The organism is Acidisoma sp. (assembly GCF_965199065.1).
Classification (GTDB): domain Bacteria; phylum Pseudomonadota; class Alphaproteobacteria; order Acetobacterales; family Acetobacteraceae; genus Acidisoma.
Window position 1 is genome coordinate 1,076,289 of record NZ_CBDAQN010000001.1, and the last position, 26,079, is coordinate 1,102,367.

The following is a 26,079-nucleotide window of genomic DNA, read 5'->3' on the forward strand; positions in this document are numbered from 1 at the left end:
ACCGCTAAACTCACGGGATGGAGCTTTCGCGGATCATCGATGAGCTAAGGAGCCATGAGCCTGCGCTGCGTGCGCGGGGTGTTCTTCATGTCGCTGTCTTCGGCTCCCGCGCACGTGGTGACAACCGGCCCGACAGCGATACGGATATCATGATCGACCTGGACCCTGACGCCCCGATCGGAGTTTGGGAATATGCCGGCCTGAAGACTTATATCGTTGGCTTGTTCGATGGTCCGGTGGATGTAGTCGCTCGCGAGAGCCTGAAACCTGCCATACGACCGGCCGCCGCCACCGATGCCGTCTATGCCTTCTGACGGTCACGCTTCACGCCGATGGCTCGGCGACATCCTGTATAACATCATTCTGGCCCAAGATTTCGCAGGGCACCTGACGTATCAGGAGTTCGGGACTGACACGTTGCGCCTTTATGCTGTCATCCGCTGCCTTGAAGTGATCTCGGAGGCCTCACGGCGACTGCCGGACGACCTGAAGATCCGTAACCCCGAAATCCCATGGCGCGAGGTGGCGGCCGCTGGAAACATCTACCGTCACGATTACGAAGCCGTGGCCGCCCGGCTGGTCTGGCGAACCTTGACGCATGATCTGCCGATGCTGCGCCTCGTAGTAGAAAGAGAAATAGCGTCCTGACGCGGGCGCCCTCGCATCATTCGAAGACGAATGCGGTCCCGGAAGGGGCTACGTTCAGCACCCCTTCAACTCAGTCCATCGCGACATGCGCCTCGGACGGATCCGGCTTCTTCGGCTGAACCTTCGGCTTGCGCATCAGGAACAACAAAAACAGGCACGGCACCGAACTGATCATCAGCGCCTTGAAGGCGTCGCCGTAGCCGATGATGCTCGCCTGGCGATTGACCATCTCGTTCATCGTCACCGCACCCTGCGCCGTGCGCGGATCGACCAGCGCCATCGCCCCCGAGGTGAACACATGCTGAAAGGGCGTCACGAAATAGCTCAGCACCGCGTGCTCATACTGCGTCATCTGCGTGACGATGGCCGAGGTTACCGACGTGCCGATCGCCATCCCGATGTTGCGCGTGAGGCTCATCGCCGCGGCGCCGTCACCCCGCAGCGCCGGGTTCAGCGTTGCGAAGGCAATGAGCTGCAACGGCATGAACACGAGGCCGATGCCCGCACCCTGAACGACGATCACCGTGATGATCCAGCTACTCGACACATCCGGCGTCCACAGCGTCATCCAGTAGAGCGACGCCAGCAACAGCGCGATGCCGACCAGCATCTGCAACCGCACGTCGATCCGGGTGCCGATGCGCCCGCAGATCATCATCGCCGCCATCGTGCCGAAACCGCGCGGAGCCATCTCGAGCCCCGCCGACCGCACCGAGTATCCGGAGAGGTTCTGAAGGTAGGGCGCCATGAGCGCGGAACTCGATAGCAGCACCAGCCCGACCAGGAACATCATCAGGATCGCGCTGAGCATGTTGCGGTCGGTGAAGATGCCCTTCGGCAGCAGCGGCTTGCTCGACGTCAGCATGTGGACGGTGAACAGGTAGAAGCCGAGCGCCGCCAGGATCGCCTCTGTGATGACCTCGTCGGAGCCGAACCAGTCCTTCGTCTCGCCACGGTCGAGCGCCAGCTGCAGCCCTGCCAGCGCGACCGCGAGAATGCCGAAACCGGTCCAGTCGAACGAGGGCACCTTCTTGTCGCCATCCTCCCGCATGAAGAGGATGATGCCGAGGGTTGCCGCGATGCCGAAGGGCAGGTTGACGAAGAACACGTAGCGCCAGTTGTAGATATCCGTGAGGTAGCCGCCGAGCGTCGGACCCAGGATGGGGCCGAGCATCACGCCCATGCCCCAGACCGCCATCGCTCCGCCGCGCTTCTCGACCGGATAGATGTTCAGCAGCGTCGATTGCGACAGAGGCACCAGGGCCGCGCCGAAAACCCCCTGCAGGAACCGGAAAATGACCATTTCGCCGATGCTGCCGGCAACGCCGCACATCATCGACGTGACGGTGAAGCCGACGAGGCTCACCAGCAGGACGTTCTTGGTGCCGAAGCGCGCGCTCATCCAGCCGACCGGCGCGGTCATGATCGCCGCCGCGACCACGTAGGAGGTGAGCACCCAGCTGATCTGATCGGAGTTGGCGGACAGCGTGCCCTGCATATACGGCAGCGCCACGTTGGCGATGGTGCTGTCGAGCGCCTGCATGAGCGTCGCCAGCATGACGCAGATGGTAATGATGGTTCGCGTCGCCGGCGTGATGCGCTCGTGCAGCGGGACCGGCATCGGCGCGGCGGCGGCGGACATCGCTTGCTCGTCGTTCAGAAGTTAGAAAAGATCGGAGAAGTGGCGCTTGTGGCCGGTGTCGACCGACACCTCGGCGCTCATGCCGGCGGCCAGACGCACGTCCTTCGGTCCACCGGTGAGCCGGATCCGCACCGGAATGCGCTGCACGACCTTCACCCAGTTGCCGGAGGAGTTCTCGGCCGGCAGCAGCGAAAACTGCGAGCCCGAGGCAGGGGCGATGCTCTGAACCACACCCGTCCACTTGTCGGCGGGGTAGGCGTCGACGCCGATCGTCACCTTCTGTCCCACGCGCATGTAGGTGAGCTGGGTCTCCTTGAACTGCGCCGTGACCCAGACATCGTCGGTGGAGACGATCCCGAAGGCCGGGGAGGCGGCCGTCAGGAACTGGCCGCGCTGCAGCTGCTCCACATTCGTCACGATGCCGTCGAAGGATGCGCGAACCGTCGTGTGGTCAAGCTGGCGCTGCGCCTCGGCAACGTCTGCCTCGGCGCTCTGATACTGCGGGTATTGGTCGACCGGCTTGCTGGGATCGTCGCCGAGCTTGGCGAGCTGCGTCTTTGCCTGCTCCTGCAAGGCACCGAGATTGGCCTGGTCCGCCTGCAGCTTGTATTTCGCGTCGTCGTATTCCGCGCGCGTCACGCCGCCGCTTTTGATGATGGAGGCATAGCGGTCGAAATCCGCCTGATCCTCCGCGACCTGGGCGGCGGCCGTGTCGGCGACCTTGAGCATGCGCTGGTAGTCTTCCCGCATCGAGGCGAGGGTCAGCGCCGTCTCCGCGAGCTTCGCCTTCGCGCCGTCCAGACCGATCTGGTAGCGGTGCTGGCCGAGTTCGAACAGGGTTTGCCCGGCCTTCACGCTCTCACCCTCATGCACCAGCACGTGGGAGACGATGCCGGAGACGTCGGTAGTTGCGTTGACCTCTGCGGCTTCGACGTAGCTGTCGTCGGTCGAGACCATGCGGCCGCCGGTGATCCAGATATAGCCTGTGCCGATGATGACGACCGCGATGCCGCCGAGCATGAGGATTGGCCGGATATAGTTGCCGCGCCGCTTGGCCGGCGCGCGAGCGGCAGGCGTGTCCGCCTGGGATGCACCGGGGGAGAGCTTGTCGGGCGCGGCGGTCTGGCCCGCATCGGCCGTCGTGCGGTCGCGGGTGGAAATCTGGTTCATCTATTGAGCTACCGCTAGTTTGGTGTCGTCATTCGGCGCCTCGGCGCCCTTGAGAGCGCCCACGACGTTCGCCTTCACCTGCATCAGGCCCTTCTGCATCGTCTGGACAGTGGGATGCCCGATGCCGGTCACGATCATCTCCGCGATGTCGGCCCGATGACCCGCCAGAACCTCCAGCAGCGGCCCGGCATCAGGGGTGAGGCGCAACCGCCAGACCCGCCGGTCGTGCCCGTCGGCATCGCGGGCGACGAGCCCACGTGCTTCCAGGCGGTCGACCAGCCTGCCGACCGTGATCGGCTCGACCTCCATCAACTCGGCGAGGTCCTTCTGAGATAGCCCAGGGTGGCGGGAGAGCTTCAGCAGCAGCACCCATTGCGCCTTCGTCATTCCGTGGCGCCGCGCAACGCGATCCGCATAGGTGCCGATGAGCCTGGCCGTGTCGCCGATGAGAAGGAGAAGGTCGTCCTCTGGCGGCAGTGCTGTCATACCAACGTAACTATAACGCCCGTTATCATCCGCATAGATACGATTGTGACAGATGTAACATGCTGTCTGGTATGAGCCGCCCTGGCGGGGGATCGGTATGCGCTCCGCCCCCTTGCGGCGCGGGCCCGCCGATGGTGGATGTCCCCCGACAGCTGGCGGCAACAAGTGGGGTTATTCCATGAGTGACGGTCGGATTTTCATCGGCACGCGCCGGTATTCCTCCTGGTCAATGCGCGGATGGCTGCCAGTGGCGCTCGCCGGGCTCGACGTGACCGAGGTGGTGATCCCGTTGGCCGAGACGGCGACATCGGCCGTGAAGGAGCAGACCCCGAGCGGGCTCGTGCCCTACCTGGAACACAACGGCGCCCGCATCTGGGAGAGCCTGGCGATCATCGAATACTGCGCCGAGTTCGACCAGACGCTGTGGCCGAAGAAGCGCAGGCCGCGTGCGATGGCCCGCGCGATCGCGGGCGAGATGCATGCCGGGTTCCGCGACTTGCGGCAGGCGATGCCGATGAACCTTGGCCGGGACGACTATGCGGGCCTTGGCCAGACACCGGGGGCTCTGGCGGACGTGGCGCGGATCGAGGCGATCTGGGCCGAGGCGCGGTCGGAGTTCGGCGAGGAGGGGCCCTACCTGTTCGGGGAGCGCTTCACCGGCGCCGACATCATGTTCGCGCCTGTGGTGGCGCGGTTCCTGACCTATGCGCCGCCGCTGAGCGAGGCGACCCTCGAATACTGCCGGGCAGTGAGGGCACACGCCCAGGTCGACGCCTGGTATCGCGCCGCCGCCGAGGAACCCGAAAGCTGGCGGCTGAGGAAATACGAGGGGCTTCGGCAGGACCATCCGGCCTCGACGGCCTGATCGTCCCAGGCGCTACTTTCCGGCGGGTGGCGCGCCCGCGCTCCCGGACCCGCCGAGCTGCAGGAACGGCATGGCCGTCGACCCCGCCATGTAGTGCGGCAGCTGCCCGTCCCACTTCTGGATCGCCGACAGCGTCAGGATGTCCGGCGTCAGAGCCTGCTGCTTGAGCTTGTAGGCCTGCGCGTCCGCCTGCGCCTGCAGAATGGTCGCCTTTGCCTGGCCCTGGGCGATGTCCACGGCGGCCGAGGCCTGCGCGTCCGCCTGCGCCACCTGCTGCTGCGCCGAAATCTGCACCTGTTGCAGCTTGTACTGCTCCTCCAGCGCCGTCTGCTGCGCCACCTGCTTGGCGTCGATCGCCTGATCGTAGGCGTCGGAATAGGAGAAGTTGGTGATGTTCACTCCAGTAACGACCGCCACCTTGTATTGTGCAAGGTCGGCGCGGACGTCCTGCTCGATCTCCTGGCGCACCTGCTCGCGCCGGGTGATCAGCTCCTGCGCCGTGTAGTCGGCGGTCACCGCCTTGGTGTCGTTGGAGACGATCGGCGCGATGATGGTCTGCGTGAGCGTCGGGATGTCGCGGTAGTTCTTCCAGAAGTTCACCGCCTCGGCGGGGTTGATGGTGAAGTTGACGGAAACGCCGGTCGAGACGTTCTGCTGGTCCTGGGTCGAGGCCGTCTCCGTCGTGGAGGCCAGCTGCGGCTGCGTCGAGACCTCGAACACGGCCTCGGCGACCGGCACCACGAAGTGAAACCCGGAGCCGAGCACGTCCTGCTCCGGCGCGCCGAAGAAGGTCTTCACGCCGACATACCCGCCATCGACGATGGTGAAGGGCCGAAACAACCAGATCAGGAGCAAAACCAGGATGACGGCGCCGGCCACGATCGTGGGCGTCATGTTGCCTCGCATGCTCGGGCGCATGCCCGGCAGCAGGCCGAATGGCGAATTGTTCGAGGATGACATGGAAGCCTCCGGGCTAAGCAGGCCAAAAGCCTGTGCCTCGGTGACTTGTCTACCAGTGGCTGCCCGGCGTGTCACGTGGCGGCCCGAGCCCACCGGACGCCGGGGCAGGGCTGGCGCTTTTGTTCAGAACACGGAAAAATGCCCTGGTTGAAGGTTGCGGAGTTGGATCGGATGACCGAGGCGGCTGCGATGACGAAGGAAAGCAGGCCGCGATTCCTGCTCGCGCGCGGCGTGGTCGTCGTCGCCGTGGCCATGGCGATGATCGGCAGCAGCGCGCCGTCGCCGATCTACGGCCTTTATCAGGCGCACCTGCACCTCGATCATGTCTGGCTGACCGCAATCTATGGCGCCTATTCCGTCGGCACCGTCTTCGCGCTGTTCGTCCTCGGCCGCGTCTCGGACGGCATCGGCGACCGCCGGCTTCTGCTGCTCGCGGCGCTCGTCGCGACCATCGCCGGCGCCGTCATCATGGCGCTCGCGCATGGCCTGGCAATGCTCCTCATCGGCCGTGTCTTCGCCGGCATGGGAACGGGGTGCATCATGGGACCGGCGACCGCGGCGCTCGTGGAACTGGACCCGTTGCGGGACCGGGTGCGCGCGGCCATCGTCGCCACGGTCGCCGTGACTGCGGGCATCACGAGCGGGGTCATCATCTCGGCGGCTGCGCTCGAAATGGATTTTGCGCCGACCGTCAGCCCGTTCGTGGTTCTTGCCGTTTCGGCAGCGGTCACGCTGGTCGCGTTGCGCCTTGTCCCCTGGGCGCCGCGCGATGTGGCGCCCGCCATGCTCCATCCCGCCGGCGCGTCCCCCGAAACGACGCCGGGCGGTGCGGCGCTGCTGCGGGAGGCGGGGTTGCCGTTCGTCGTATCCTGCGCCGGCATGGCCACGGCCTGGATGGCGGGCGGCTCGTTCCTGGCCCTCGGCGCCATCTTCGCGCGGCGGCTCGCGGGCATCCACGATCCGGCCGTGGCGGCGCTGACCGTGGCGGTCTTCCAGATCGTGGCGGGCTGCGCGCAACTCGGCGGGCGCAACCTGGAACCGCGCCGGGTGCTGGTCGCGGGCGCCGCGTTCATGGCGCTCGGTCTCATGCTCGCCACGGCGGCCGCGGCTCTCGGCTCGGCGGCCCTGTTCTGCTTGGGCGCGTTGCTGACAGGGGCCGGCTACGGCTGCGGCTTCTCGGGCGCCGCCGCCATCGGCAGCCGCAGCGCACCCGCCCGTGGGCGCGCGACGATCGTATCGTTCACCTACGTCGCGGGCTACCTCGGCAACCTTCTGCCGGTGCTGACGCTTGGGCTGATCGCCGACCGGTTCGGGCTCTTCGCGGCCATCGCGACGCTCGCCTGCGCCGCCGTGGTGTGCGGCGGGGTTCTGGCGGTGGCGGTGCGGGTCGTCCGCGCCTGAGGTTACGCGGCCCCGTCTATGCGGTCGTCTATGCGGTCGTCTATGTGGGCGTCTATGCGGCCTGTGCGAGTTTCTGGTGCACCTTGAAGGACGCCTCGGTCTTGGAGCGCACCTCGTCCACCGTCACGCCGGGCGCGAGGTCCACCAGCGTCAGGCCGGGGCGGGCGACATCGAAGACGCAGAGGTCGGTGACGATGAGGTCGACCACGCCCTTGCCGGTCAGCGGCAGAGTGCATTCGCGCAGGATCTTGGCCTCGCCCTTGGCGGTATGCTCCATCAGCACGACGACGCGCTTGACGCCCGCGACGAGGTCCATCGCGCCGCCCATGCCCTTCACCATCTTGCCCGGCACCATCCAGTTGGCGAGGTCGCCGTTCTCCGCCACTTGCAGCGCACCGAGGATGGACAGGTTGATGTGCCCGCCGCGGATCATGGCGAAGCTCTCGGCGCTGTCGAAGAAGCTGGTCGTCGGCAGTTCGGTCACCGTCTGCTTGCCGGCGTTGATGAGGTCGGCGTCCTCCTCGCCCTCATAGGGAAACGGGCCCATGCCGAGCATGCCGTTTTCGCTGTGGAGGATGATCGACATGCCCGGCGGGATGAAGTTCGCCACCAGCGTCGGGATGCCGATGCCGAGGTTGACGTAGAATCCGTCGTGCAATTCCTGCGCGGCGCGGGCCGCCATCTCGTCTCGTGTCCAGGGCATGTCTGGTCCCTTGCTGTTTGGATTTCAGGCGGCGCGCTTGCGAACCGTTCGTTGCTCGATCCGCTTGTCGACCGCGTCCAGCTTCACCAGCCGCTGCACATAGATGCCGGGAGTGACGATGTGGTCGGGGTCGAAGCTGCCGGGCTCGTGCAACTCCTCGACCTCGGCGACCGTCGCGCGGGCGGCTGTCGCCATCATCGGATTGAAGTTCCGCGCTGTCTTCCGGTAGATCAGGTTGCCCTCGCTGTCGCCCTTCCAGGCGTGGACGATCGCGAGATCACCGACGATGCCGCGCTCCATGACGTAGTGGTGGCCGTCGAACTCGCGGGTCTCCTTGCCCTCGGCGACCGCCGTTCCGTAGCCGGTGCGGGTGTAGAAGGCGGGGATGCCCGCGCCCCCCGCGCGGATGCGCTCGGCCAGCGTGCCCTGCGGGTTGAACTCGATCTCCAGCTCGCCGGCCAGGAACTGCTGCATGAACAGCTTGTTCTCGCCCACATAGGAGGACACCATCTTCTTCACCTGCTTGCTCTCCAGCAGCACGCCGAGGCCGACGCCGTCGATGCCCGCATTGTTGGAGACGATGGTGAGGCCGGTGACGCCGCTCTCGCGGATCGCGGCGATGAGGGCGCTCGGGATGCCGCAGAGGCCAAAGCCGCCTGAGAGGATGAGCATCCCGTCGCGCAGCAGGCCGGCGAGGGCATCTGTCGCATTGGCGTGAACCTTGGAAACGGCCATGCGTCTCAGACCTCCTGCTCTCTCCACCGTCGTTCCGGCGGGTAATGCCTCAGGAGGTAAAGCATCACCGCGATGGAGGGAAGCGTGGCCAGCGCCGTGACCAGGTAGAAGGCGTGCCAGCCGAGGCTCGCCGCCATGAAGCCCGACAGGCCGGCGACGGTCCGCAGCGCCAGCGCCGCGATCGACGACAGCAGCGCGTATTGTGTCGCCGTGTGGGCCCGGGAGCAGAGCGACGAGAGGTAGGTGATGAAGGCAGCGTCGGCGAGGCCTTCGGAGAAGGATTCCACCACTGCGGTCGCCATCAGCATGTGGTGGCTGCCCGCCGAGTAGGACAGCAGCACGTACATGCCCATGCAGAGCGTCTGGAAGCAGCCGGTGATGAGCAAAGCACGGCCGGTGCCGATGCGCGCCACCAGCCAGCCGCCGAGCGCCGCACCAATCAGCACAGCGGCGAGCGATATCGGCCCGTTGGCGATCGCGACCTGTGCGCGGTCGAAGCCGAGGTGGCGGTAGAAGGGCGGCAGCATGGTTCCTGCCAGCGCCTCGCCGAGGCGGAAGAGCACGATGAACAGGAGGATGACCGGCGCGCCGCGGCGGCTGGCGAACTCGGACAGCGGCTCGATGACGGAGCGGGCGAAACGGGTCGCGAAGGAGACGTGCTCCGCCAGCATGTGCGCGACGGTGGCGGTCGCCTCCGGTTCGCGGGCGAGGAGGGTGACGATCGGCCCGATCAGGGTGAGCGCGGCCATGGCCACGAACACGCCGTGCCAGCCCCAAGGGGTCGCGAGCGCAATGGCTCCTGCGCCGGAGATCAACAGGGCGGCGCGGTAGCCCCAGATGTAACCGGCGAGCGCGGTGCCCTGCATGGCCTGCGGGAAGGTCTCGATGCGCCAGGCGTCGATGATGGTGTCCTGACTCGCCGAGCAGAAGGCGAGGATCGCTGCGAAGGCGATGAGCGTCGTCGGCGCGGCGGGGCTGGCGAGCACCATGAGCAGGCAGGCGATGGTGAGCAGCGGCTGCACGGCAAGCAGCCAGCCGCGGCGGCGTCCGAGGCGGGCGAGGGGGCCGGGAGCGGCATTGTCGAACGCCGGCGACCAGAGGAATTTCAGCGAGTAGGCGAGGCCGATATTGGCGGTGAGGCCGATGAGCCCGAGGCCGACATGCCCCTCCGCGAGCCATTGGCGAAGGGTGAAGCCGGAGAGCGGAAGCGGCAGGCCGGAGGCGAAGCCGAACCCGGTCATGAGCCAGAGCCTGGGGTCGCTTAGCATGGCGGCAAATGTGGGGCGTGCTTCGGCGGGGGCGGTTGCGGATTCGCTCATGCCTCGAGCGTGTCACGCCGTGTGGGAGTGAGGCAATGAAGGGGTGGCGGACCCGAGACGATTCGAACGTCCGGCCTTTGCCTTCGGAGGGCAACGCTCTATCCAGCTGAGCTACGGGTCCATCGCTGCCCACCGGGCCGCGGGCACTCCAATACCCGGAACCGCAGTTTATGAAAAGGGGGCCTCGGCCTCGGTAAAACCGGAGCGAAGGTCGTTCGGCCAAGCCTGATGACGCCTCAGTTCAGCGCGGATTTCCTCGATGCGGCGGGGCTCGATGGCCGAGCCGAAGGCGGCGTTCCGGCGAACCGACGCCTCCAGCCGGGCGACGATCCCCCTCTTGGTCCAGGGGAGACGTAGAAGTTCCTCGACGAGGTCGGGCTCGCCCCAGGGAACGTCGATCGGAACCTGATCCAGGGCCACGTCCTTGTCGAGAAAACGCAGGGCCTGTGGGAACAGGGCAATGACGGGGCCGTGATCAGGCAACGGCTGCAACGGCCCCAGCTCATTGCTCGCCGCTTCATACAGCCGCGTCACGAGGTCCGCTCCGTGCGAACGGATATGTCCCAGCTGCGTCGCGCGCGGATTCATTTCGATCAGGAAGCATCTTCCGGTGGTGTCCTCGATAATGAAATCGAGCCCGAAAAAACCGGACAGGCCGAGATGCTCGGCGGTTACGGTAGCGACTTGATCCATCATGGGGTTGTCGATCAGCCGCAACACGGTCGAAGCGCCGACGTGCCCCTGCGTCGACATGACTTCGGCGTTGAGGCTCGCCAGTCTGCGGCCCTGCCAGGCGGCGACCATGCAGGTCACCTGGCGGCCGCGGACGTGCTCCTGAGCCATCACCTTGCGCTTCTTCCTGTGAAAGAAACGCGCCAGTGCGAAGGGGTCACGGTCGACAAGCCGGAAACGCACAGCCTTGTGGACCGGGAGCGGCGAGGACAGCTCCCGGTAGGCATCCATCGCATCTTGCACGGTGGCGGCGACCGCAACGCCCGAACCGCCCCAGCTGCCCTCGGCCTTGACAACCCACGGCGCCGCGTGAGCCTCGCACCAGGCACCCAGATCATCGGCCGACGAAATCTCCGCGCCGGCCGGGACGAGAACGCCCACCCCGCGCATCTCCTCGAGAAATGCGTGACGCGTTCCGCTTAAACCATATCCGGAAGGCGAGCCCAGAGAACGTTCTATGACACGTCTGACGGCTTGCCCTCGCGCATCCGCGGCAGCGGGAAGCTTTTTGTACAGTTCGTGAATGTGTTCGACGGCGCGATCATCCGTAGGGATGATGAGGTCAGGCTCGAAAGAGCCCATCGCCCGGCTCAGGGATCGGGCTGGGTCATATGCGGAATAGGTAGACCGACCTTGAATAAATTTTAGCTTGCTAAGCGGGTTGCCGATCGGGCTGAGGCTGAATACGTTAGCCCCCGCGCGCCTGAATGCAATTCCGAGGTATGCGGCAGATGGCCACCATGTTGTCGTAGCAATTAAGACTTTCACTCTCACAATACTGAACCAGACAATCTTCTAAGTTATCGTCGGAGCGGCGGACCCGGCTCCAGTTCGGTCGGTGAAGAGCATCGGGCAAGTGGGCCACAAGTCTAAGTGCGCAATAGGACCGATTAGGGAAAAATGGTAACCACTGTAGATTTCGCGATCGTGGGAGCGGGACCGTATGGCCTCTCGCTTGGCGCGCATGTCGCCGGAGCTGGCGCCGACTTCAAAATCTTCGGCTCCCCGATGGCGGTCTGGCAGAATCATATGCCCCGGGGGATGCATCTCAAGTCCGAAGGTTTCGCATCGACGCTTTTCGATCCGAAGCGGCAACACAGCCTGGAGGAGTTCTGCAAGCGCAACGGACATCCCTATGCCGACGTGGGCATCCCCGTTCCTGTCGAGCTGTTCTACTCGTATGGCCGGGACTTCCAGCAGCGCCTGCTGCCGGACCTCGATACGCGGCACATCGCGCAGATCACCGAGGACCGGGGCGGCTTTCTCCTCCGGCTCGATGATGGAGACCTGCTGAGGGCGCGGAAGGTCGTCGTTGCCGTCGGGATTTCGCACTACGCATACCTGCCGCCCGAGCTGCGGGACCTTCCTTCGCGGTTCGTGTCGCATACGTCGCAGCAACTGCCAATGAGCGAGTATGCCGGCCGCAAGGTTTTCGTCCTCGGAGCGGGCTCCTCGGCAGTCGACACCGCCGGGCTTCTGCACCAGGCCGGTGCCGATGTGGAGTTGGTCACCCGGCGTCCGAAAATCTGGTTCAACCATCCGCCCGAGCGCAAGCGGGGCCTCGAACTGGCGTATGCGAGGCTCCTGAAGCCGCGCTCCGGCCTCGGGCTTGGCTGGCGCTCGTACATGGCGTCCGACCTCCCGACCGTCTTCCATAAAATGCCGGAGCGGTTCCGCCTGAAAGTGACCAAGGGGCATCTTGGACCCTCGGCCGGGTGGGTCAGCCGGACGCTGGTCGAGGACAAGGTGCCGATCAAGGTCGAGAGGTCGCTCAGCAAGACAGAGGTTCGGGGCGACCGATTGCTCGTGACGTTCTCGGGGCCGGGCGGACAGGAAGAAGTGGAGGCGGATCACCTCGTAGCCGGAACCGGGTATAAGGTCGACCTCGACCGTCTTGAGTTTCTGGATGAGCCGATCCGGCGGCAGATCTCGAGGGTTCAGAACACGCCCAGGCTGTCGCGGTTCTTCGAGTCCTCGGTGCCGGGCCTGTATTTCATCGGGCCGTCTGCCGCGAACAGCTTCGGGCCGTTGCTGCGTTTCGCCTGGGGCGCCAAGTTCGCCTCCCGGCATCTGACGCGGCACCTCGTCCGCTAGCTCACGACAGCGGAGGCGGCCTCGCTCGGGATCCGCAATGCGCCTCCGCCTCCGTCCCAGGAGGCCGATCGACGGCCTCGCCGGCAGGTCCTGTCGGCAGCAGCCGAAGGCCGCCGGCCGAGCTTCCTCACCACCTCGGCCAACAGCAGCCCCAGCATGATGTCCTTGAGCAAGCCCTTGGCCCCGAAGGTCCAGAAGCTTTTCTCGCTGTAGGCTCCCTGTCTGCAGAGGCGGACGAGAGCGGCCATCCGCGCGGGCGGATGCGCGGAGCAGAGTTCCGCGCGACTGGAATAGACCGGCCCGAGCAACTGCCAGGCCGCCGCCGCCTCCGTCGCACGAAGACGGAGGAGAGGCGAGAACGTCTCGAGCCGGGACAGGCCGTCGAACAGGCCGGCGTTCAGCGGCGCGGTCTGCGACAGGTGGCGGTAGGTCTCCGATCTGTTCTCGAGGCGATACTGCCAGCGTTCGCGGAAGCTCGGTCTTGTGCGCTTACCCGTGCCCATCGTGTTGCGGCCGTGAATCCGATACTCCGCCAGCTCTTCATGGAGGTAGCGGACGGTCCCGAGGCCAGTCGCCAGCAGGAAGAAGAAGACCCCGTGCCCCATCTCCGTGTCCGGGTGGAAATAGTCCCGCACCGTGGGCCACAGGGCGGTCGCGGGCAGGAGGCTGCTCCGGATGGTCTGCGTGAAGCCGTAGCCGGCTGTCCAGGCCGGCAGGGTCAGCCGCGGAGACCGCGCCGGCGCGGGCGGATCGGCATAGAAGGGCGAAATCGAGCGGCGGGCACCATCGACGATGCGGGCGTTGTGGAACGTCAGCAGAACGTCGGGCTCCTCGAAGCACTTCGCCACTTTCGAGATATTGTCGGGATGCCAGACGTCGTCCTGATCGCAGAAGGTAATGAGGTCGCCCCGGCAGCGTTGCGCTGTGGCGATGAAGTTGGCCCGGAAGCCGAGGCGGCGTGGGTTCCTTTGGACAATTACCGGAAATGGCGCTCTGCCGGCGAATTCCGCCAGGATGGAGAGGGTTTCGTCCTCCGAACCGTCGTCGCCGACAACCAGTTCGGCCGGCCGGCGGCGTTGGGCGAGGAGACTGTCGAGTTGCTCGCGGAGATAGGTCGCGCCATTGAACGTTGTCATAGCGACCGACACCGTCAGTCGCTCGACTGTCACGTCTAAGTTGAGCCGCTCAGAGTTGCACATGACCTGATGGTTGTAGCGAATGTTCCCAGTAACCCGCGTTGGCAGGGCAATAAACCGACGCTTTTGGAGAATAAAGCATAAAATCGTCATGCCTCCGTACAATCATAATGAGGCTCGCATGAAGTACGGGGGCTGCGGCGAGCCGGGACTGCCTCACCGGGGGGAGCCCGTTTCCCAGACGCCTCGGGTTTTAAGATACCGGACCGTCGACGGGATCGAGAGCGCACGTCCAGGCTCAGATCAAGACTCGATATAAATTGTTAATGGTTTCTCTATAACCTTCGACGGCGCCCTAATGGACCGTTAACATGCATCTAAGCATCTCTTCGACGCTGAAGCTTTTTGGCGTGGCGGCCTGCCTCGGGCTGCTCGTCATCGTCGCGCTCAGCGTCATCGTGCTTGGGCGCGTGGAAATCTCCGGCCCGATCTATAACCAGATCGCCGTCGGCCAGGGCATCGAGGGCGATATCGAGCCGCCTCCGCTTTATGTGGTGGAAGCCTATCTCGATGCCAATCTGGCGGCGGCGCATCCGCATGATCTTGCGACGTACCGGGCTGCACTGACCGACCTGCACCAGCAATACGTCGATCGCCACGGCTTCTGGCAGAACAGCAATCTGCCGGTGGAGCTGAAGAAAGAACTGCAAGAGACATCGGATGCCGGGGTCCAGCAGTTCTGGAAGGAACTCGAACATGACCTGCTGCCCGCGATCGCCGCCGGCAACGCGCCGCAGGTTAGCCAGTCGATGGCCAGCCTCGACGTGATCTTCCGCGCCCACCGCGCCCTGGTGATCGACATCATCAACAAGGTCACGGCCCTGGACGACGCCAACCAGGCGATGGCGCAGCACGAGATCCGCTTTTTCTCCCGCCTGCTTTACGCGAACGCCGCCGTGGTTCTGCTGCTCATCGCAGGCGGCGTTTTCTGGATTTCCCGCAAGGCGGTGACGCCCATCGACGGCATGACCCAATACATGAGACAGCTCGCGACGGGCGAATTCGCTCGCGAGCCGCCTTACCAGAGCCGTCCGGATGAAATCGGCGACATGGCGAAGTCGGTCGCCGTCTTTCGCGATGCAATGATGGCGCAACTTCGCGCGGAGAAAGAGCTCGCCGCCGAGCGGGCCGCGGCCGAAATCGAACGCGACAAGTCCGAAGCCGCGACCGGCGTGTCGATGGGGCAACTTGGTTTCGTCGTGGAGACGATGGATGATGCTTTGCGCAGGCTCGCCGGGGGTGACTTGGTGTTCCGCCTGCGTGCGCCGTTCTCCGAAAGTTACGAGAAGCTGCGCCATGACTTCAACGGGGCGTTGGAACAGCTCCAGCGCACCATGACGTCGATCGGTTCCACCACGCAGGCCGTGAGTTCGACCGCCGGCGAGGTCGCGCAGGCCTCGGATGATCTCGCGCGCCGGACCGAACAGCAGGCTGCAAGCCTGGAGCAGACCGCCGCCGCTCTCGATAGGATCACCGCCACCGTCGGCAAGACCGCTGAAGGAGCCGATGAGGCCCGGAAGGTCGTCGCGGAATCCAAGGCCGACGCGGAGAGTTCCGGGGCCATCGTCGGCGATACCGTTTCGGCCATGCGTGGCATCGAGAAATCGTCGAAAGAGATCGGCAACGTGATCGGCTTGATCGACGAGATTGCCTTCCAGACAAATCTTCTGGCCCTGAATGCGGGCATCGAGGCGGCGCGTGCCGGTGACGCCGGCCGCGGCTTCGCGGTCGTCGCGACGGAAGTACGCGCTCTGGCTCAACGTTCCACGACTGCCGCTAAAGTCATCAAGGATCTTGTGTCAGCTTCGGACCAGCAGGTGGAAAGCGGGGTGAAGCTGGTGGATGAGACCGGTCAGGCGCTGGGGCGCATCGTCCGTCAGGTCGACCGGCTGAACCTGCTCGTGAGCGAGATCGCGGCCTCGGCGCGGGAACAGGCAGGCGCCCTGGCTGAGGTCAACACCGCCGTCAATCGGATGGACCAGATGACGCAACAGAATTCCGCGATGGTCGAGGAAACGACGGCCGGCAGCCATAACCTCGCCCGTGAAGCAGACGAACTGGCGCAACTGGTGGGCCTGTTCCAACTCGGTTCCGCCGCGAGCCGGTCCTTGCCGGAACTCACGAACTGACGCCGGCGAGGAGGTCGGAGGCTAACCGGCGGGTTGCGATGCGATCCAGGCCCGCGCGCGCCGGTCGGCGCCAGAGGGCAACGGCGCCCCCGGATCCGCAAGCCAATGCGCCACGTCTTCGGTCACCATCCGGCCCTCGTGGTCGCGCTCCAGCAGGTGGTAACCCTTGGGGTAGAAGGCATAGGTCACGCGGGCGTCGCCGCTCGCCATCGCCGCGCGCCACGCCGCCGCCATCGCAGGCTTCGGCACCAGCTCATCATGTCCGCCATAGAGGAACAGCACCGGCACCTTGATGTGCGCGGGTGCCGCCAAAGCCAGGTCCATGAGGTCGACGAGCCCCTTGAGCACGGACACGCGCGTCTCCGTCACCGTCAACGGATCGGTCGACAGGCGTATCAGCGCCGCCTCGTCGTCGGTCGGCTTCACACCGGCGCCGCGCCCGGTGAAGGTCATGCCGGGCACGGTCTTGTCGGCTAGCCAAAGCGTCGAGGTGAGGAGAACATTCATCTCGCGCCGGCCCCACACCGCGGGCGAACTGAACACATAGCCGTCGACCGGCGGTGCAAGACTGCTCGCCGCCAGCGCCAGCAGCACCGCGCCGCCCATGCTCTCGCCCGCCAGATAGAGGTGCGCCGTCGGGTAGCGCTCCTGGGTGAGGATCGCCATCTGCCGCGCATCCAGAAGCAGGCGCTCGATGCCGGGCCAGTGGCCGCGGCCGGGTGAGGCGCCGAAACCTCGCTGGTCCGGCGCGATGACGGCGATGCCGTGCGCCGCCAGGATGGGTCCAGGGCGCTCCCAGGCATCCCGGCTGTCGTCGATCCCGTGCAAGGCGAGCACCACGATCGAGGGGTTGCCCGGCGGCAGCCATTCCCGGTAGGGCAGCCGGGCGCCGTCGGTCATGGTAAAGGTTCCGTCAGTGACGGTCGGCGGTGGCGGCGGGCCGTAGCCCAGACGTGGTGGGGCGACGCATCCCGACAGCCAGAGGGCGGAAGCCAGCAGGGCGAGGGGGATGGTTCGGCGCACGCCGCATGGCTATCATTGAGCCGTCCTGCGCCAAAGAGGAAAACATGACCCCCGCTGACACGAAGCCACTTGTCACGACGCCGCTAGTCACGACGCCGCCTGTTGCGAAGCCGCTCGTCACGACCCGCGCCACGGCCAGCCAGGCTCTCATGAAGCCCATCGAGGTGCTGCAGGTCAGGGAGAGCGTTGTCACCTGTGACGGCGGCGGCGGCCGGCTTGGCCATCCCAAGGTCTATCTGCACATGCAGGGGCCCCTCGGGACCGAGGCCCGCCAGGTGATCTGCCCGTACTGCTCGCGGCTCTATGTGCTGACGGGCAACCCTGTCGCCGAAGGGCACTGACTTGGACCTGGACGTTGAAACTGCCTCGGCGGACACCGCGGCTGCCGGCGAGCCACTGCACCTTATCCTGATCGACGGCTCGGGCTTCATCTTCCGCGCCTACCACGCCATCCCGCCCATGAACCGGCCGGACGGCACCCAGGTGAACGCCGTCTATGGCTTCACCAACATGCTGTCGCGCCTGCTGAAGGATCATGTCGGCACCCACTTCGCCGTCATCTTCGACGCCGGCCGCACCACCTTCCGCAACCGGCTCTACGCCGAATACAAGGCGCACCGGCCGCCACCGCCGGATGACCTCGTGCCGCAGTTCGCGCTGGTGCGCGAGGCCACCGGCGCCTTCGGCGTGCCCGCGATCGAACTGGCGGATTGGGAGGCGGACGACCTCATCGCCTCTTACGCCGCCGCCGTGCGCGGTCTGGGCGGGCGCTGCACGATCGTCTCCTCCGACAAGGACCTCATGCAGCTCATCGGCGATGGGGTCGAGATGCTCGACCCCATGAAGCAGAAGCCGATCGGGACGGCCGAGGTCATGGAGAAGTTCGGCGTCACCCCGGACCGGGTCATCGACGTGCAGGCGCTGATCGGCGACAGCGTCGACAACGTGCCGGGCGTGCCCGGCATCGGGCCCAAGACGGCGGCCCAGCTCATGGCCGAATATGGCTCGCTGGAAGCGATCCTCGCCGCCGCGCGGAACGAGATGAAACCCTCCAAGCGCCGCGACGCGCTGGTGGAGCATGCCGAGGCCGCGCGTCTCTCCCGTCAGCTCGTTCTGCTTTGCGACACCGTGCCGCTGCCGCAGCCGATCGAGGCGCTCGTCGCGCGCCCGGTGGAGCAGGAGCGGCTGCAGGCCTGGCTGGCGACGCAAGGCTTCCGCTCCATCGCCACCCGCCTCGGGATGGAGGCCGGGAATGCGGCGGCGCGTTCGGTGCCGGCGAGGCCGCCGAGCGAAGCCGGGGACCGCAGCGCGCCCTTCGGCTCGCCCGCACCGCATCCGGCCGCGTCCGAGGGGGCTATCCCCGACGCGAGCGGCTACGGACCCTACGAGACGATCACTACGCTCGACGCCCTGCGCGCCTTCCTGGCGGAGGCCGTCCTCGACGGCATGCTCGCGCTCGGCGTGGAGACCGACGGCGTCGAGGCGGTGCGTGCCGCGCTCGTCGGCTTCACCCTGGCGATCGCTCCCGGGCGCGCCGCCTACGTGCCGTTGCGGCACGATCTTCTGGTTGGGCCGCAGATCGACCCCGAAGAGGCGATGGCTGCGCTGGCGCCCGTGCTCGCGGATCGCTCGGTGCTCAAGGTGCTGCACGACGCGAAGTTCGGCCTCGCCGTGCTGGAGCGGGCCGGCGCGCCCGCTGGAACATGGCCCCTCGACGACACCATGCTCATTTCCTACGCGCAGGATGCCGGACGCAACGGCCATGACCTGGGCGAGCTGGCTGAGCTTCATCTTGGGCAAAAGATGATGGGGCTGGACGCCGCGACCGGCACCGGCCGCGCGCGTGTGACCTTCGCCGGCGTGTCGCTCGAGCGCGCCACCGCCTATGCGGCGGAGGAGGCGGATGTCACCCTGCGGCTCTGGCACGTGCTGCGGCCCCGGCTTCGCACGACCAAGTCGCTCTCCCTCTACGAGCAGATGGAGCGGCGGCTGGTGCCCATCATCCTGGCGATGGAGCAGGCCGGCATCCGCATCGATGCGGACGAGTTGCGTCGTCTCTCTGCCGACTTCGCCGAGCGGATGGCGGTGGGCGAAACTCTGATCCACAAGCTCGCGGGCCGGTCCTTCAACCTCGGCAGCCCGAAGCAGCTGGGCGAGGTGCTGTTCGACGAGATGAGCCTGCCCGGTGGACGCCGCAACAAGACCGGCGCCTGGAGCACGGATGCCGCCGTGCTGCAGGACCTCGCCGAGCAGGGCCACGAACTTCCCGAGCGGCTGCTGCAATGGCGGCAGCTCTCCAAGCTCAAATCCACCTACACCGACGCGCTCATCGCGGAGATAGATCCCGACACGAAACGGGTGCATACGCGGTTCGCGATGGCGGCGACGACGACGGGGCGGCTGTCGTCGGTCGATCCCAATTTGCAGAACATTCCCATCCGCACGGAGGAGGGCGGCCGTATCCGCCGCGCTTTCGTGGCCGAGCCGGGCCATGTGCTGATCAGCGCCGACTACTCGCAGATCGAGCTGCGGCTGCTCGCCCATGTCGCCGATCTTCCCGTGCTGCGCGAGAGTTTCAAGAACGGCGAGGACATCCACGCGCGCACCGCCTCCGAGGTTTTCGGCGTGCCGATGGCGGGCATGGACCCGCTCACGCGGCGTCGCGCGAAGGCGATCAACTTCGGCATCATCTACGGCATCAGCGCCTTCGGTCTCGCGCGGCAGTTGCAGATCGAGGCGGGGCAGGCGAAGCGCTATATCGACGCCTATTTCGAGCGCTACCCTGGCATCCGCCACTACATGGAGCGGACGAAGGAGGAGGCGCGGGCTGCGGGATTTGTGCTGACACCGTTCGGGCGCCGGTGCTGGATTCCCGGCATTGCCGAGAAGAACGGTCCTCGTCGCAGCTATGCCGAGCGGCAGGCGATCAACGCGCCATTGCAGGGTGGCGCTGCCGACATCATCAAGCGGGCGATGGTGAAGCTGCCCAAGGCGCTGGCGGACGCGCGGCTGTCGGCGCGTTTGTTGCTGCAGGTGCACGACGAACTTCTGTTCGAGGCGCCGGACGCCGAGGCGCAGGCAACGGCGGCGGTCGTTCAGGATGTGATGCAACAGGCGGCGGTACTGAGTGTGCCGCTGGTGGTCGAGACTGGGACCGGCCTCAACTGGGGTCAGGCTCATTAGGCTCGGGTGGCAATTACAGCGCGGGCGAAGATTATTGGAAGTCGTCTTGGTTTCGCTACTTATGCAGGATGCACCAGTTGATCATTTCGCCTAGCAGCATTCTACATGGCATTTTATCTGGTTACGCTAGCGACTGTTCATTCAGCAAACGACCAGAAGTTCTCATCTGTGTGGAGCTCCACAAACCCTTCACGGACTTTCGGTGCGTATTCCCGAACCTCGGCCGCAAACCGACGATGGAGGGTGATCAGATGATCTCGAAACTGGGGCGCCATCTGTGCAGAGTCTTGATCAACGCGCTTTTTCAAGAAGGCTCCTAGGAGCAGGTTGGCGGCAAGCCAGAATTCATCGCAGCACTGCCCGGGGCTCACACCTTTCATGAGCTCCTCCATCATCCACCTCGCCCTTAGGTCATGAAATCCTTCTGGACGGAAAGTGGGGCAGTAAGAGAACGTCCCTTCCAAATGAGAGGGAAACATTCCAGAGGTCAGTAGTATCACGAGCGTGAGTTCGTCGAACTTGATTTCACATGCACGGATGTCGGGACGGTGAGGCTGCCCAAAGCTTGAGTTTGCACTCCCTACCAAAACCGAGTGGACTATATTGTGACGTGTGGTAAATTTCACAGGAACCCCGATCCCACGATCACATGCTCTTCATGGACAACTGGAACTCTCAGATAGCGCTCGCGGCTAAGATTCGTGCACTGTCGGAAATAAACATGGCTGAGTTACCCGTCCCTCCGTGTGGCGTCTGTAACGGCATGTCGCTCCTCGCTTTCCCCGTGTTCCAGAACTTGTGTCATATGGATGAGGGTGTGGGTCGGACTGTGATCGGGCACCGGGATCGAAATCTTATGAGTGACGGTCTTTGCAGCTTCAGCACCGTGGCCACATAACTCGGCCGACCGGATGACTAGAGTTACGCGACCCGTGTCTTTTTGCTCTTTAGCACTGAGAAGTTCACGCGGTCTCCCGTCAAATTCAACGCAGATGCGGACTTTCCTACGGCGCAACGTGGTCGCTCACAATCATGTTTCACAAGTAAGCTTGGAGAACCTTCGCATCCACCGGGGGCGATGGCCACGGCTTTCCAAGGCGGAAAGACTAGCAAACGGTTCACACGTTCTCCAGCAGGCTACTCGTCGCTTCCCATCACCAAGCCCTCGATATCGTGCTTCTGCGTGATCGGCACGAGCGTATCCACCACCCGGCACACCAGATGATCGCGCACGGTCTGCGGCAGCCCGTCGTGGAACGCCCGCGTCACCATCATGTCGTGCAGCGCGGCGTGTCCGGCACCCGGCGCGTCCACTCCAAGCACAAGAACCGGACGCGCGATCGGCGAGGGGTGCGCGGTGCCGCGATGCATCGTCAGCGCGGAGCGGCACGAGATGTCGCCCATCTGCGGATACTTCTTCACGGCGCGCTCCTCGAAGCGCGGCCAGAGCGCGCGGTCCGGAAACATCTCGTGGTTCCAGCTGCGTCCGTCATCCCATTGCGTGCCGGGAGCGACCTGAAACGGCCCCATATCGGGCGTCACGTCCACGCCGGTCAGGTTGAAGGCGAGCGACGTGATCCGGTGGCCCTCGTAGGTGTCCGGCGGCGAGGGGAAATCCCGGTGCCAAGGCTGGTTCTTCGCGCCCTGGAACGGCGTGTCGAAGCCGATCTCGACGATCTGGTAGTCAGGCCCCAGCACCCGCTCGCACATCGCCACCACCCACGGGTGCGCGACGAGGTCGGCAAAACCGCCGATCGCCTCGGGATGGACTTCCACATACCAGCGACGTGGCCCCCGTCCGACCGCCCCGCCGGGGCGCTGGATCGCCTCCCAGAAGGCCGTCATCATGTCCTCGCGCAACCGCTCGGCCCAGTCGCGCGAGAAGGCGCCCTTCTTCCCGACGACGCCGTCACGCACGAGGATATCCACATCCTCCGCGACCGGATCAGCAACCAGATTGTTGTCCAACATCACGAACTTCCCCCTCTAGGCGACGCGGCTGTTCAGTATGGCGGCATCCAGCCGGCCATACGCAGCTTCCTGTCGGTCTCGTACTGGTTCAGAGCGTACACCGCCCAGATCGCGGCCGGTATCCAGCCGATGATGGTCGCGTGCAGGATCAGGCAGATGATCCCGGCGACAGGGCGGCCAATGAAGAAGAAGGAAATGCCCGGCAGCAGCAGGGCCAGCAGCAGGCGCATCGTCGTCCTCCCTTGTCGGTATGCGCGCGGGGTTGGCGGGGCGGCCGCGCGCCTAATGAAGGTTTAAGCCGAGATAGGCGCGATCGCCCGGCTGTCATCCCTGAGGCCACCCGGCTGACCGCCGGACTGGCGCTGCCAGAGCCCGGCATAGATGCCGCCCCGCGCCAGCAAGGCGTGGTGGGTGCCCTGTTCGGCGATCCGGCCCTCATCCAAGACCACAAGACGGTCCATCATCGCAATGGTAGAGAGACGGTGCGCGATCGCGATGACGGTGCGCCCCTCCATCAGGTCGGTTAACTGCTCCTGGATCGCCGCCTCCACCTCGGAATCGAGCGCCGAGGTCGCCTCGTCCAGCACGAGGATGGGCGCGTTCTTGAGGATCACCCGGGCGATCGCGATCCGCTGACGCTGGCCGCCGGAGAGCTTCACCCCGCGCTCGCCGACATGGCTCTCGTAGCCGCGCCGGCCCTCGTTATCCTCGAGATGCTCGATGAAATCCGCCGCATGGGCGCGCGCGGCGGCGGCGTGGATCTCCTCCTCGGTCGCGGCCGGCCGTCCGAAGGCGATGTTCGCGCGGATCGAACGGTGCAATAGCGAGGTGTCCTGCGTCACCATGCCGATGGCCGCCCGCAGGCTCTCCTGCGTCAGCCCGGCGATATCCTGGCCGTCGATGAGGATGCGCCCCGCCGAGGGATCGTAGAAATGCAGCAGCAGGTTGACGAGCGTCGACTTGCCGGCGCCCGACCGTCCGATCAGGCCGATGCGCTCGCCCGCCTGGATGTCGAGGGTGATGCCGCGCAGCACGCCGCCGAGGCGGCCCGTCGCCCCGGTGCTGCGGTTCCGGCCGTAATCGAAGCTGAGGTTCTCGAAGCGGATAGCGCCATGCTCCAACCGCAGCGGCACCGCATCCGCGCGGTCCGGCATCTGCAGCGGATGGGCGATCGAGCGCATCCCGTCCTGCACCGTGCCGACGTTCTCGAAGATCGAGGTCACGTTCTGCGCGACCCAGCCCGCCATGTTGGCGATCTGCCAGGTCATCGGGATCGCGGTGGCGACGGTCCCCACCGGCACCTTGCCATGCACCCATAGCCAGACCGCGAGCGCGCCGGTGCTGGTGACGAGCAGCGCGTTCGTCATTGCCTGGACCATGAACCAGGTCGTGATGAGGCGCAGCTGGCGGCGATAGGCGAAGGTGTGGTCGTCGACGCTGTCGCGGATGAACGCGTCCTCCTGACGGGCGCGGGCGAACAGCTTGACCGTCAGGATATTCGTGTAGCTGTCGACCACACGCCCCGTGAGCATGGAGCGCACCTCCGACATCCGGCGCGACCGCTCCCGCATGCGCGGCACGAAGGACCGCATGAGAACGGCGTAGGCGATGAACCAGAGGATGATCGGAATGCCGAGGCGCCAGTCCGCATGGCTCAGCAGCAGGACCGAGCTCGTCCCATAGACAAGGATGTACCACACGGCATTGGTCGCGGAGACCATGCTCTCCCGCAGGCTCGGTCCGGTCTGCATGACGCGCGTCGCGATGCGGCCGGCGAAGTCGTTCTGGAAGAAACCCCAGCTCTGGCGCGCAACGTGCCAGTGGTTCTGCCAACGGATGAGGTTGGTCATGCTGGAGTTGATCGCCTGGTTGGTGATGAGGTTCTGCATGAGCAGCGCAGTTGGGCGCACCAGCAGCAGAACGCCCACCATGAGCAGCAACTGGCCGCCCGCCGCCGCGAACAGCGTCTTCGGCGTGTGGTTCGAGACGAGCGAGACGATGCGGCCGATGAAGACGGGGATCGTCACGTCGAGCGTGGCGACGACCAGCCCCGCTGCGAACAGTGCTGCCACCAGACCGGGTGCCTGGCGCACGAAGTGCCAGTAGAAGCGGGGCAGGGCGTTCGGCTGATCGAGGGTGGGTGGCGGCTTGTCCGGATCGATCGCGGTGGGTTCGAGCCGGGTTTCGAAAAAACGGAACATGGGCTAACCCCTGGACCCGATGCGGGGCCAGATCAACCCGCCGCCGCCGCAGGCCCCTCAATCGTGACGTAACCACGCCTCCGATGTCATCGAACGGTCGTAAGAGAACAACAGGAGGAAAGGCGGATGGTCACCAAGCGCGTCATCCTCGGCGGCACCATGCTCGCGGGGGTTGCCTATCTCCTCGGGATGCCGAAGGTTCGCCATGCCAGGGCCGAGACGTTCCCGGTCATGCATTCGGACGCGGAATGGCGCGCGGCGCTGAGCCCCGACGCCTATGAGGTGCTGCGTGACCAGGGCACCGAGGCGCCATTCTCCAGCCCCCTCGATATGGAGACGCGGCCCGGCCTCTATGCTTGCGCCGGCTGTGCCCAGACGGCCTATTCCTCCACCACGAAGTATGACAGCGGCACCGGCTGGCCGAGCTTCTGGGCGCCTTTGACGGGCGCTGTCGTCACCGCGTCCGATACGAGCTTCGGGATGGGCCGCACCGAGGTGCATTGCAGCCGTTGCGGCGGGCATTTAGGGCACGTCTTCGCCGACGGACCGCCGCCCACAGGCCAGCGATACTGCATGAACGGCGTTGCATTATCTTTCCACCCCACGGCGACCGGCTGAGGAAAATCTAAAATGTCACTGCTCTCCAGGATCAAGCCTTCAACCGGCCGCATCGGTGCGGTCTCGCTGGTGGCCCTGCTCGTGGCCGCGGTCGCCTCGGGTCATTTCCCGGGCGTGCGCGCTCATGCCGCCGATCTCGACCACAGATTGCCGGCGCCGGCAGTCGACGAGCCCGCCTCCGCTGGCCATACCGAGACGGCGATTTTCGCGGGCGGCTGCTTCTGGGGCGTGCAGGGGACGTTCCAGCACGTCCGCGGCGTCACCGAGGCGCTGGCCGGTTACGATGGCGGCCAGGCTTCGACGGCGCAGTATGAGACGGTGAGCACCGGCACCACGGGGCATGCGGAGTCCGTGCGCGTAACCTTCGATCCGCAGGTGATCTCCTATGGGCGCCTGCTGCAGATTTTCTTCTCGGTGGTCACCGACCCGACGCAGGTGAACGAGCAGTATCCGGATAGCGGCACGCAGTACCGGTCGGAGCTTTTTACAACCAGCCCCGCACAGGCGCGGGTGGCGTCGCTTTATATTGCTCAACTGGATCATGCGAAGGCGTTTCCGGCACCGATCGCGACCATCGTCGGCAAGAATACGGGTTTCTACCCGGCCGAGGGCTATCATCAGAACTACCTGACGCTCAACCCGGACAGCGACTACATCGCGACGTTCGACCTGCCCAAGATCGACGCGCTCAGCCACGTCTTCCCGGCGGACTACTCGTCGAAGCCGGTGCTCGTTCCTGGCAGCGGCAAGTCCTGAATGCCGTAATGTATTTGGTCTGCTTCAAGAAGAGCGTGCTCGTCTGGTTAGACGGTCACGCGGTGCGGTCGTTCCTCAGCAAGCATACGCCATGCCGGTCGTCATGACGGCAGCCGATAACCGGCGGCTTGACCAACCGTTAAACCTTTTCCTCTAAAGCCCTCGGATGCACGGCGGGACTTGCCGTTTCGCAACGTTTTGATCTTGCGGATCGCGGCGCGTGACCGGTGCCGACCATTCGGGGAAC

At 65.5% G+C, this 26,079-nt stretch carries 24 protein-coding genes and 1 tRNA gene; 10 read left to right on the forward strand and 15 right to left on the reverse strand.

The window, feature by feature from the left end; translation table 11 throughout:
• Nucleotides 1–17: 17 nt before the first annotated feature.
• Both ACOEQ1_RS05030 and ACOEQ1_RS05035 read left to right on the forward strand, forming a co-directional pair.
• Nucleotides 18–314, forward strand: a complete 297-nt coding sequence (locus ACOEQ1_RS05030; RefSeq protein ID WP_419758119.1) for a nucleotidyltransferase family protein — start codon at nucleotides 18–20, stop codon at nucleotides 312–314.
• Complete coding sequence (locus tag ACOEQ1_RS05035; RefSeq protein WP_419758120.1) at nucleotides 304–648, forward strand: DUF86 domain-containing protein; 345 nt, start codon at nucleotides 304–306, stop codon at nucleotides 646–648. The genes ACOEQ1_RS05030 and ACOEQ1_RS05035 overlap by 11 nt, the downstream gene beginning before the upstream one ends.
• 70 nt (nucleotides 649–718) lie before the next feature.
• Here ACOEQ1_RS05035 and ACOEQ1_RS05040 read toward each other — a convergent pair whose 3' ends face one another.
• Genes ACOEQ1_RS05040 through ACOEQ1_RS05050 form a run of 3 tightly spaced genes read right to left on the reverse strand, consistent with a single transcriptional unit; the run spans nucleotide 719 to nucleotide 3,946 of the window.
• Nucleotides 719–2,290 carry a DHA2 family efflux MFS transporter permease subunit gene (locus tag ACOEQ1_RS05040; RefSeq protein ID WP_419758121.1) on the reverse strand — a complete coding sequence of 524 codons (1,572 nt, stop codon included), beginning with the start codon at nucleotides 2,288–2,290 and terminating at the stop codon, nucleotides 719–721.
• Nucleotides 2,291–2,311: 21 nt separating this feature from the next.
• Complete coding sequence (locus tag ACOEQ1_RS05045) at nucleotides 2,312–3,460, reverse strand: HlyD family secretion protein (RefSeq protein WP_419758122.1); 1,149 nt, start codon at nucleotides 3,458–3,460, stop codon at nucleotides 2,312–2,314.
• On the reverse strand, nucleotides 3,461–3,946 hold the full coding sequence (locus tag ACOEQ1_RS05050; RefSeq protein WP_419758123.1) for a MarR family winged helix-turn-helix transcriptional regulator: 486 nt from the start codon (nucleotides 3,944–3,946) through the stop codon (nucleotides 3,461–3,463). It abuts the gene before it with no gap.
• A gap of 178 nt (nucleotides 3,947–4,124) precedes the next feature.
• On the opposite strand from ACOEQ1_RS05050, the gene ACOEQ1_RS05055 reads away from it, so the two are divergent.
• Nucleotides 4,125–4,811, forward strand: coding sequence for a glutathione S-transferase (locus tag ACOEQ1_RS05055; RefSeq protein ID WP_419758124.1), 687 nt, complete (start codon nucleotides 4,125–4,127; stop codon nucleotides 4,809–4,811).
• Between the two features lie 12 nt (nucleotides 4,812–4,823).
• On the opposite strand, the gene ACOEQ1_RS05060 is transcribed toward ACOEQ1_RS05055, so the two are convergent.
• On the reverse strand, nucleotides 4,824–5,771 hold the full coding sequence (locus tag ACOEQ1_RS05060; RefSeq protein WP_419758125.1) for a prohibitin family protein: 948 nt from the start codon (nucleotides 5,769–5,771) through the stop codon (nucleotides 4,824–4,826).
• A 171-nt stretch (nucleotides 5,772–5,942) separates the two neighbouring features.
• On the opposite strand from ACOEQ1_RS05060, the gene ACOEQ1_RS05065 reads away from it, so the two are divergent.
• Nucleotides 5,943–7,172: an MFS transporter gene (locus ACOEQ1_RS05065; RefSeq protein WP_419758126.1), complete on the forward strand. Its 1,230-nt coding sequence runs from the start codon at nucleotides 5,943–5,945 to the stop codon at nucleotides 7,170–7,172.
• 52 nt (nucleotides 7,173–7,224) lie between these two features.
• Here the strand turns inward: ACOEQ1_RS05065 and ACOEQ1_RS05070 are convergent, their stop codons facing one another.
• From ACOEQ1_RS05070 to ACOEQ1_RS05090, 5 genes are all read right to left on the reverse strand, one after another.
• Nucleotides 7,225–7,875 carry a CoA transferase subunit B gene (locus ACOEQ1_RS05070; RefSeq protein WP_419758127.1) on the reverse strand — a complete coding sequence of 217 codons (651 nt, stop codon included), beginning with the start codon at nucleotides 7,873–7,875 and terminating at the stop codon, nucleotides 7,225–7,227.
• Between the two features lie 24 nt (nucleotides 7,876–7,899).
• Nucleotides 7,900–8,610 carry a CoA transferase subunit A gene (locus ACOEQ1_RS05075; protein ID WP_419758128.1) on the reverse strand — a complete coding sequence of 237 codons (711 nt, stop codon included), beginning with the start codon at nucleotides 8,608–8,610 and terminating at the stop codon, nucleotides 7,900–7,902.
• Between the two features lie 5 nt (nucleotides 8,611–8,615).
• Nucleotides 8,616–9,929 (reverse strand): AmpG family muropeptide MFS transporter, encoded by a 1,314-nt coding sequence (locus ACOEQ1_RS05080; protein WP_419758129.1) that lies wholly within the window; start codon nucleotides 9,927–9,929, stop codon nucleotides 8,616–8,618.
• A gap of 44 nt (nucleotides 9,930–9,973) precedes the next feature.
• A tRNA-Arg gene (locus tag ACOEQ1_RS05085) sits at nucleotides 9,974–10,050 on the reverse strand.
• A 47-nt stretch (nucleotides 10,051–10,097) separates the two neighbouring features.
• The gene (locus ACOEQ1_RS05090; RefSeq protein ID WP_419758130.1) at nucleotides 10,098–11,042 is read right to left on the reverse strand and encodes an ATP-grasp domain-containing protein; all 945 of its coding nucleotides are present in this window, start codon (nucleotides 11,040–11,042) and stop codon (nucleotides 10,098–10,100) included.
• Nucleotides 11,043–11,561: 519 nt separating this feature from the next.
• On the opposite strand from ACOEQ1_RS05090, the gene ACOEQ1_RS05095 reads away from it, so the two are divergent.
• Entirely contained in the window at nucleotides 11,562–12,755 is a 1,194-nt protein-coding gene (locus tag ACOEQ1_RS05095; protein WP_419758131.1) for an NAD(P)-binding domain-containing protein, read from the forward strand.
• Here the strand turns inward: ACOEQ1_RS05095 and ACOEQ1_RS05100 are convergent.
• Nucleotides 12,752–13,891, reverse strand: coding sequence for a glycosyltransferase (locus ACOEQ1_RS05100; protein ID WP_419758132.1), 1,140 nt, complete (start codon nucleotides 13,889–13,891; stop codon nucleotides 12,752–12,754). The two genes, ACOEQ1_RS05095 and ACOEQ1_RS05100, sit on opposite strands and share 4 nt — an antisense overlap.
• Before the next feature lie 371 nt (nucleotides 13,892–14,262).
• Here ACOEQ1_RS05100 and ACOEQ1_RS05105 point away from each other — a divergent pair, with 371 nt between their 5' ends.
• Nucleotides 14,263–16,080, forward strand: a complete 1,818-nt coding sequence (locus ACOEQ1_RS05105; protein WP_419758133.1) for a methyl-accepting chemotaxis protein — start codon at nucleotides 14,263–14,265, stop codon at nucleotides 16,078–16,080.
• A gap of 21 nt (nucleotides 16,081–16,101) precedes the next feature.
• Here the strand turns inward: ACOEQ1_RS05105 and ACOEQ1_RS05110 are convergent, their stop codons facing one another.
• A complete protein-coding gene (locus ACOEQ1_RS05110; protein WP_419758134.1) occupies nucleotides 16,102–17,103 on the reverse strand; it encodes an alpha/beta fold hydrolase in 1,002 nt (333 codons plus the stop codon).
• A 44-nt stretch (nucleotides 17,104–17,147) separates the two neighbouring features.
• On the opposite strand from ACOEQ1_RS05110, the gene ACOEQ1_RS05115 reads away from it, so the two are divergent.
• Together ACOEQ1_RS05115 and polA are read left to right on the forward strand one after the other, a co-directional pair.
• Nucleotides 17,148–17,444, forward strand: coding sequence for a zinc-finger domain-containing protein (locus ACOEQ1_RS05115; protein ID WP_419758135.1), 297 nt, complete (start codon nucleotides 17,148–17,150; stop codon nucleotides 17,442–17,444).
• A gap of 1 nt (nucleotide 17,445) precedes the next feature.
• A complete protein-coding gene (gene polA, locus ACOEQ1_RS05120; RefSeq protein ID WP_419758136.1) occupies nucleotides 17,446–20,286 on the forward strand; it encodes a DNA polymerase I in 2,841 nt (946 codons plus the stop codon).
• A gap of 137 nt (nucleotides 20,287–20,423) precedes the next feature.
• Here polA and ACOEQ1_RS05125 read toward each other — a convergent pair whose 3' ends face one another.
• From ACOEQ1_RS05125 to ACOEQ1_RS05140, 4 genes are all read right to left on the reverse strand, one after another.
• A complete protein-coding gene (locus ACOEQ1_RS05125; protein ID WP_419758137.1) occupies nucleotides 20,424–20,681 on the reverse strand; it encodes a hypothetical protein in 258 nt (85 codons plus the stop codon).
• A gap of 742 nt (nucleotides 20,682–21,423) precedes the next feature.
• Entirely contained in the window at nucleotides 21,424–22,257 is an 834-nt protein-coding gene (locus ACOEQ1_RS05130; protein ID WP_419758138.1) for a phytanoyl-CoA dioxygenase family protein, read from the reverse strand.
• Between the two features lie 32 nt (nucleotides 22,258–22,289).
• On the reverse strand, nucleotides 22,290–22,487 hold the full coding sequence (locus ACOEQ1_RS05135; RefSeq protein WP_419758139.1) for a YqaE/Pmp3 family membrane protein: 198 nt from the start codon (nucleotides 22,485–22,487) through the stop codon (nucleotides 22,290–22,292).
• 63 nt (nucleotides 22,488–22,550) lie between these two features.
• Nucleotides 22,551–24,458: an ABC transporter ATP-binding protein gene (locus tag ACOEQ1_RS05140; protein WP_419758140.1), complete on the reverse strand. Its 1,908-nt coding sequence runs from the start codon at nucleotides 24,456–24,458 to the stop codon at nucleotides 22,551–22,553.
• Nucleotides 24,459–24,647: 189 nt separating this feature from the next.
• On the opposite strand from ACOEQ1_RS05140, the gene msrB reads away from it, so the two are divergent.
• The gene (gene msrB, locus ACOEQ1_RS05145; protein ID WP_419758645.1) at nucleotides 24,648–25,076 is read left to right on the forward strand and encodes a peptide-methionine (R)-S-oxide reductase MsrB; all 429 of its coding nucleotides are present in this window, start codon (nucleotides 24,648–24,650) and stop codon (nucleotides 25,074–25,076) included.
• 12 nt (nucleotides 25,077–25,088) lie between these two features.
• Nucleotides 25,089–25,832, forward strand: coding sequence for a peptide-methionine (S)-S-oxide reductase MsrA (msrA, locus tag ACOEQ1_RS05150; RefSeq protein ID WP_419758141.1), 744 nt, complete (start codon nucleotides 25,089–25,091; stop codon nucleotides 25,830–25,832).
• The last annotated feature ends 247 nt before the right edge of the window (nucleotides 25,833–26,079 follow it).

Excerpts from the sequence above, each read along its gene's own strand:
- ACOEQ1_RS05030 (WP_419758119.1), top strand. The coding sequence starts at position 18 with ATGGAGCTTTCGCGGATCATCGATGAGCTAAGGAGCCATGAGCCTGCG.
- ACOEQ1_RS05035 (WP_419758120.1), top strand. The coding sequence starts at position 304 with ATGCCTTCTGACGGTCACGCTTCACGCCGATGGCTCGGCGACATCCTG.
- ACOEQ1_RS05040 (WP_419758121.1), bottom strand. The coding sequence starts at position 2,290 with ATGTCCGCCGCCGCCGCGCCGATGCCGGTCCCGCTGCACGAGCGCATC.
- ACOEQ1_RS05045 (WP_419758122.1), bottom strand. The coding sequence starts at position 3,460 with ATGAACCAGATTTCCACCCGCGACCGCACGACGGCCGATGCGGGCCAG.
- ACOEQ1_RS05050 (WP_419758123.1), bottom strand. The coding sequence starts at position 3,946 with ATGACAGCACTGCCGCCAGAGGACGACCTTCTCCTTCTCATCGGCGAC.
- ACOEQ1_RS05055 (WP_419758124.1), top strand. The coding sequence starts at position 4,125 with ATGAGTGACGGTCGGATTTTCATCGGCACGCGCCGGTATTCCTCCTGG.
- ACOEQ1_RS05060 (WP_419758125.1), bottom strand. The coding sequence starts at position 5,771 with ATGTCATCCTCGAACAATTCGCCATTCGGCCTGCTGCCGGGCATGCGC.
- ACOEQ1_RS05065 (WP_419758126.1), top strand. The coding sequence starts at position 5,943 with ATGACCGAGGCGGCTGCGATGACGAAGGAAAGCAGGCCGCGATTCCTG.
- ACOEQ1_RS05070 (WP_419758127.1), bottom strand. The coding sequence starts at position 7,875 with ATGCCCTGGACACGAGACGAGATGGCGGCCCGCGCCGCGCAGGAATTG.
- ACOEQ1_RS05075 (WP_419758128.1), bottom strand. The coding sequence starts at position 8,610 with ATGGCCGTTTCCAAGGTTCACGCCAATGCGACAGATGCCCTCGCCGGC.
- ACOEQ1_RS05080 (WP_419758129.1), bottom strand. The coding sequence starts at position 9,929 with ATGAGCGAATCCGCAACCGCCCCCGCCGAAGCACGCCCCACATTTGCC.
- ACOEQ1_RS05095 (WP_419758131.1), top strand. The coding sequence starts at position 11,562 with ATGGTAACCACTGTAGATTTCGCGATCGTGGGAGCGGGACCGTATGGC.
- ACOEQ1_RS05100 (WP_419758132.1), bottom strand. The coding sequence starts at position 13,891 with ATGACAACGTTCAATGGCGCGACCTATCTCCGCGAGCAACTCGACAGT.
- ACOEQ1_RS05105 (WP_419758133.1), top strand. The coding sequence starts at position 14,263 with ATGCATCTAAGCATCTCTTCGACGCTGAAGCTTTTTGGCGTGGCGGCC.
- ACOEQ1_RS05115 (WP_419758135.1), top strand. The coding sequence starts at position 17,148 with ATGACCCCCGCTGACACGAAGCCACTTGTCACGACGCCGCTAGTCACG.
- ACOEQ1_RS05125 (WP_419758137.1), bottom strand. The coding sequence starts at position 20,681 with ATGATGGAGGAGCTCATGAAAGGTGTGAGCCCCGGGCAGTGCTGCGAT.
- ACOEQ1_RS05130 (WP_419758138.1), bottom strand. The coding sequence starts at position 22,257 with ATGTTGGACAACAATCTGGTTGCTGATCCGGTCGCGGAGGATGTGGAT.
- ACOEQ1_RS05135 (WP_419758139.1), bottom strand. The coding sequence starts at position 22,487 with ATGCGCCTGCTGCTGGCCCTGCTGCTGCCGGGCATTTCCTTCTTCTTC.
- ACOEQ1_RS05140 (WP_419758140.1), bottom strand. The coding sequence starts at position 24,458 with ATGTTCCGTTTTTTCGAAACCCGGCTCGAACCCACCGCGATCGATCCG.
- msrB (WP_419758645.1), top strand. The coding sequence starts at position 24,648 with ATGCCGAAGGTTCGCCATGCCAGGGCCGAGACGTTCCCGGTCATGCAT.
- msrA (WP_419758141.1), top strand. The coding sequence starts at position 25,089 with ATGTCACTGCTCTCCAGGATCAAGCCTTCAACCGGCCGCATCGGTGCG.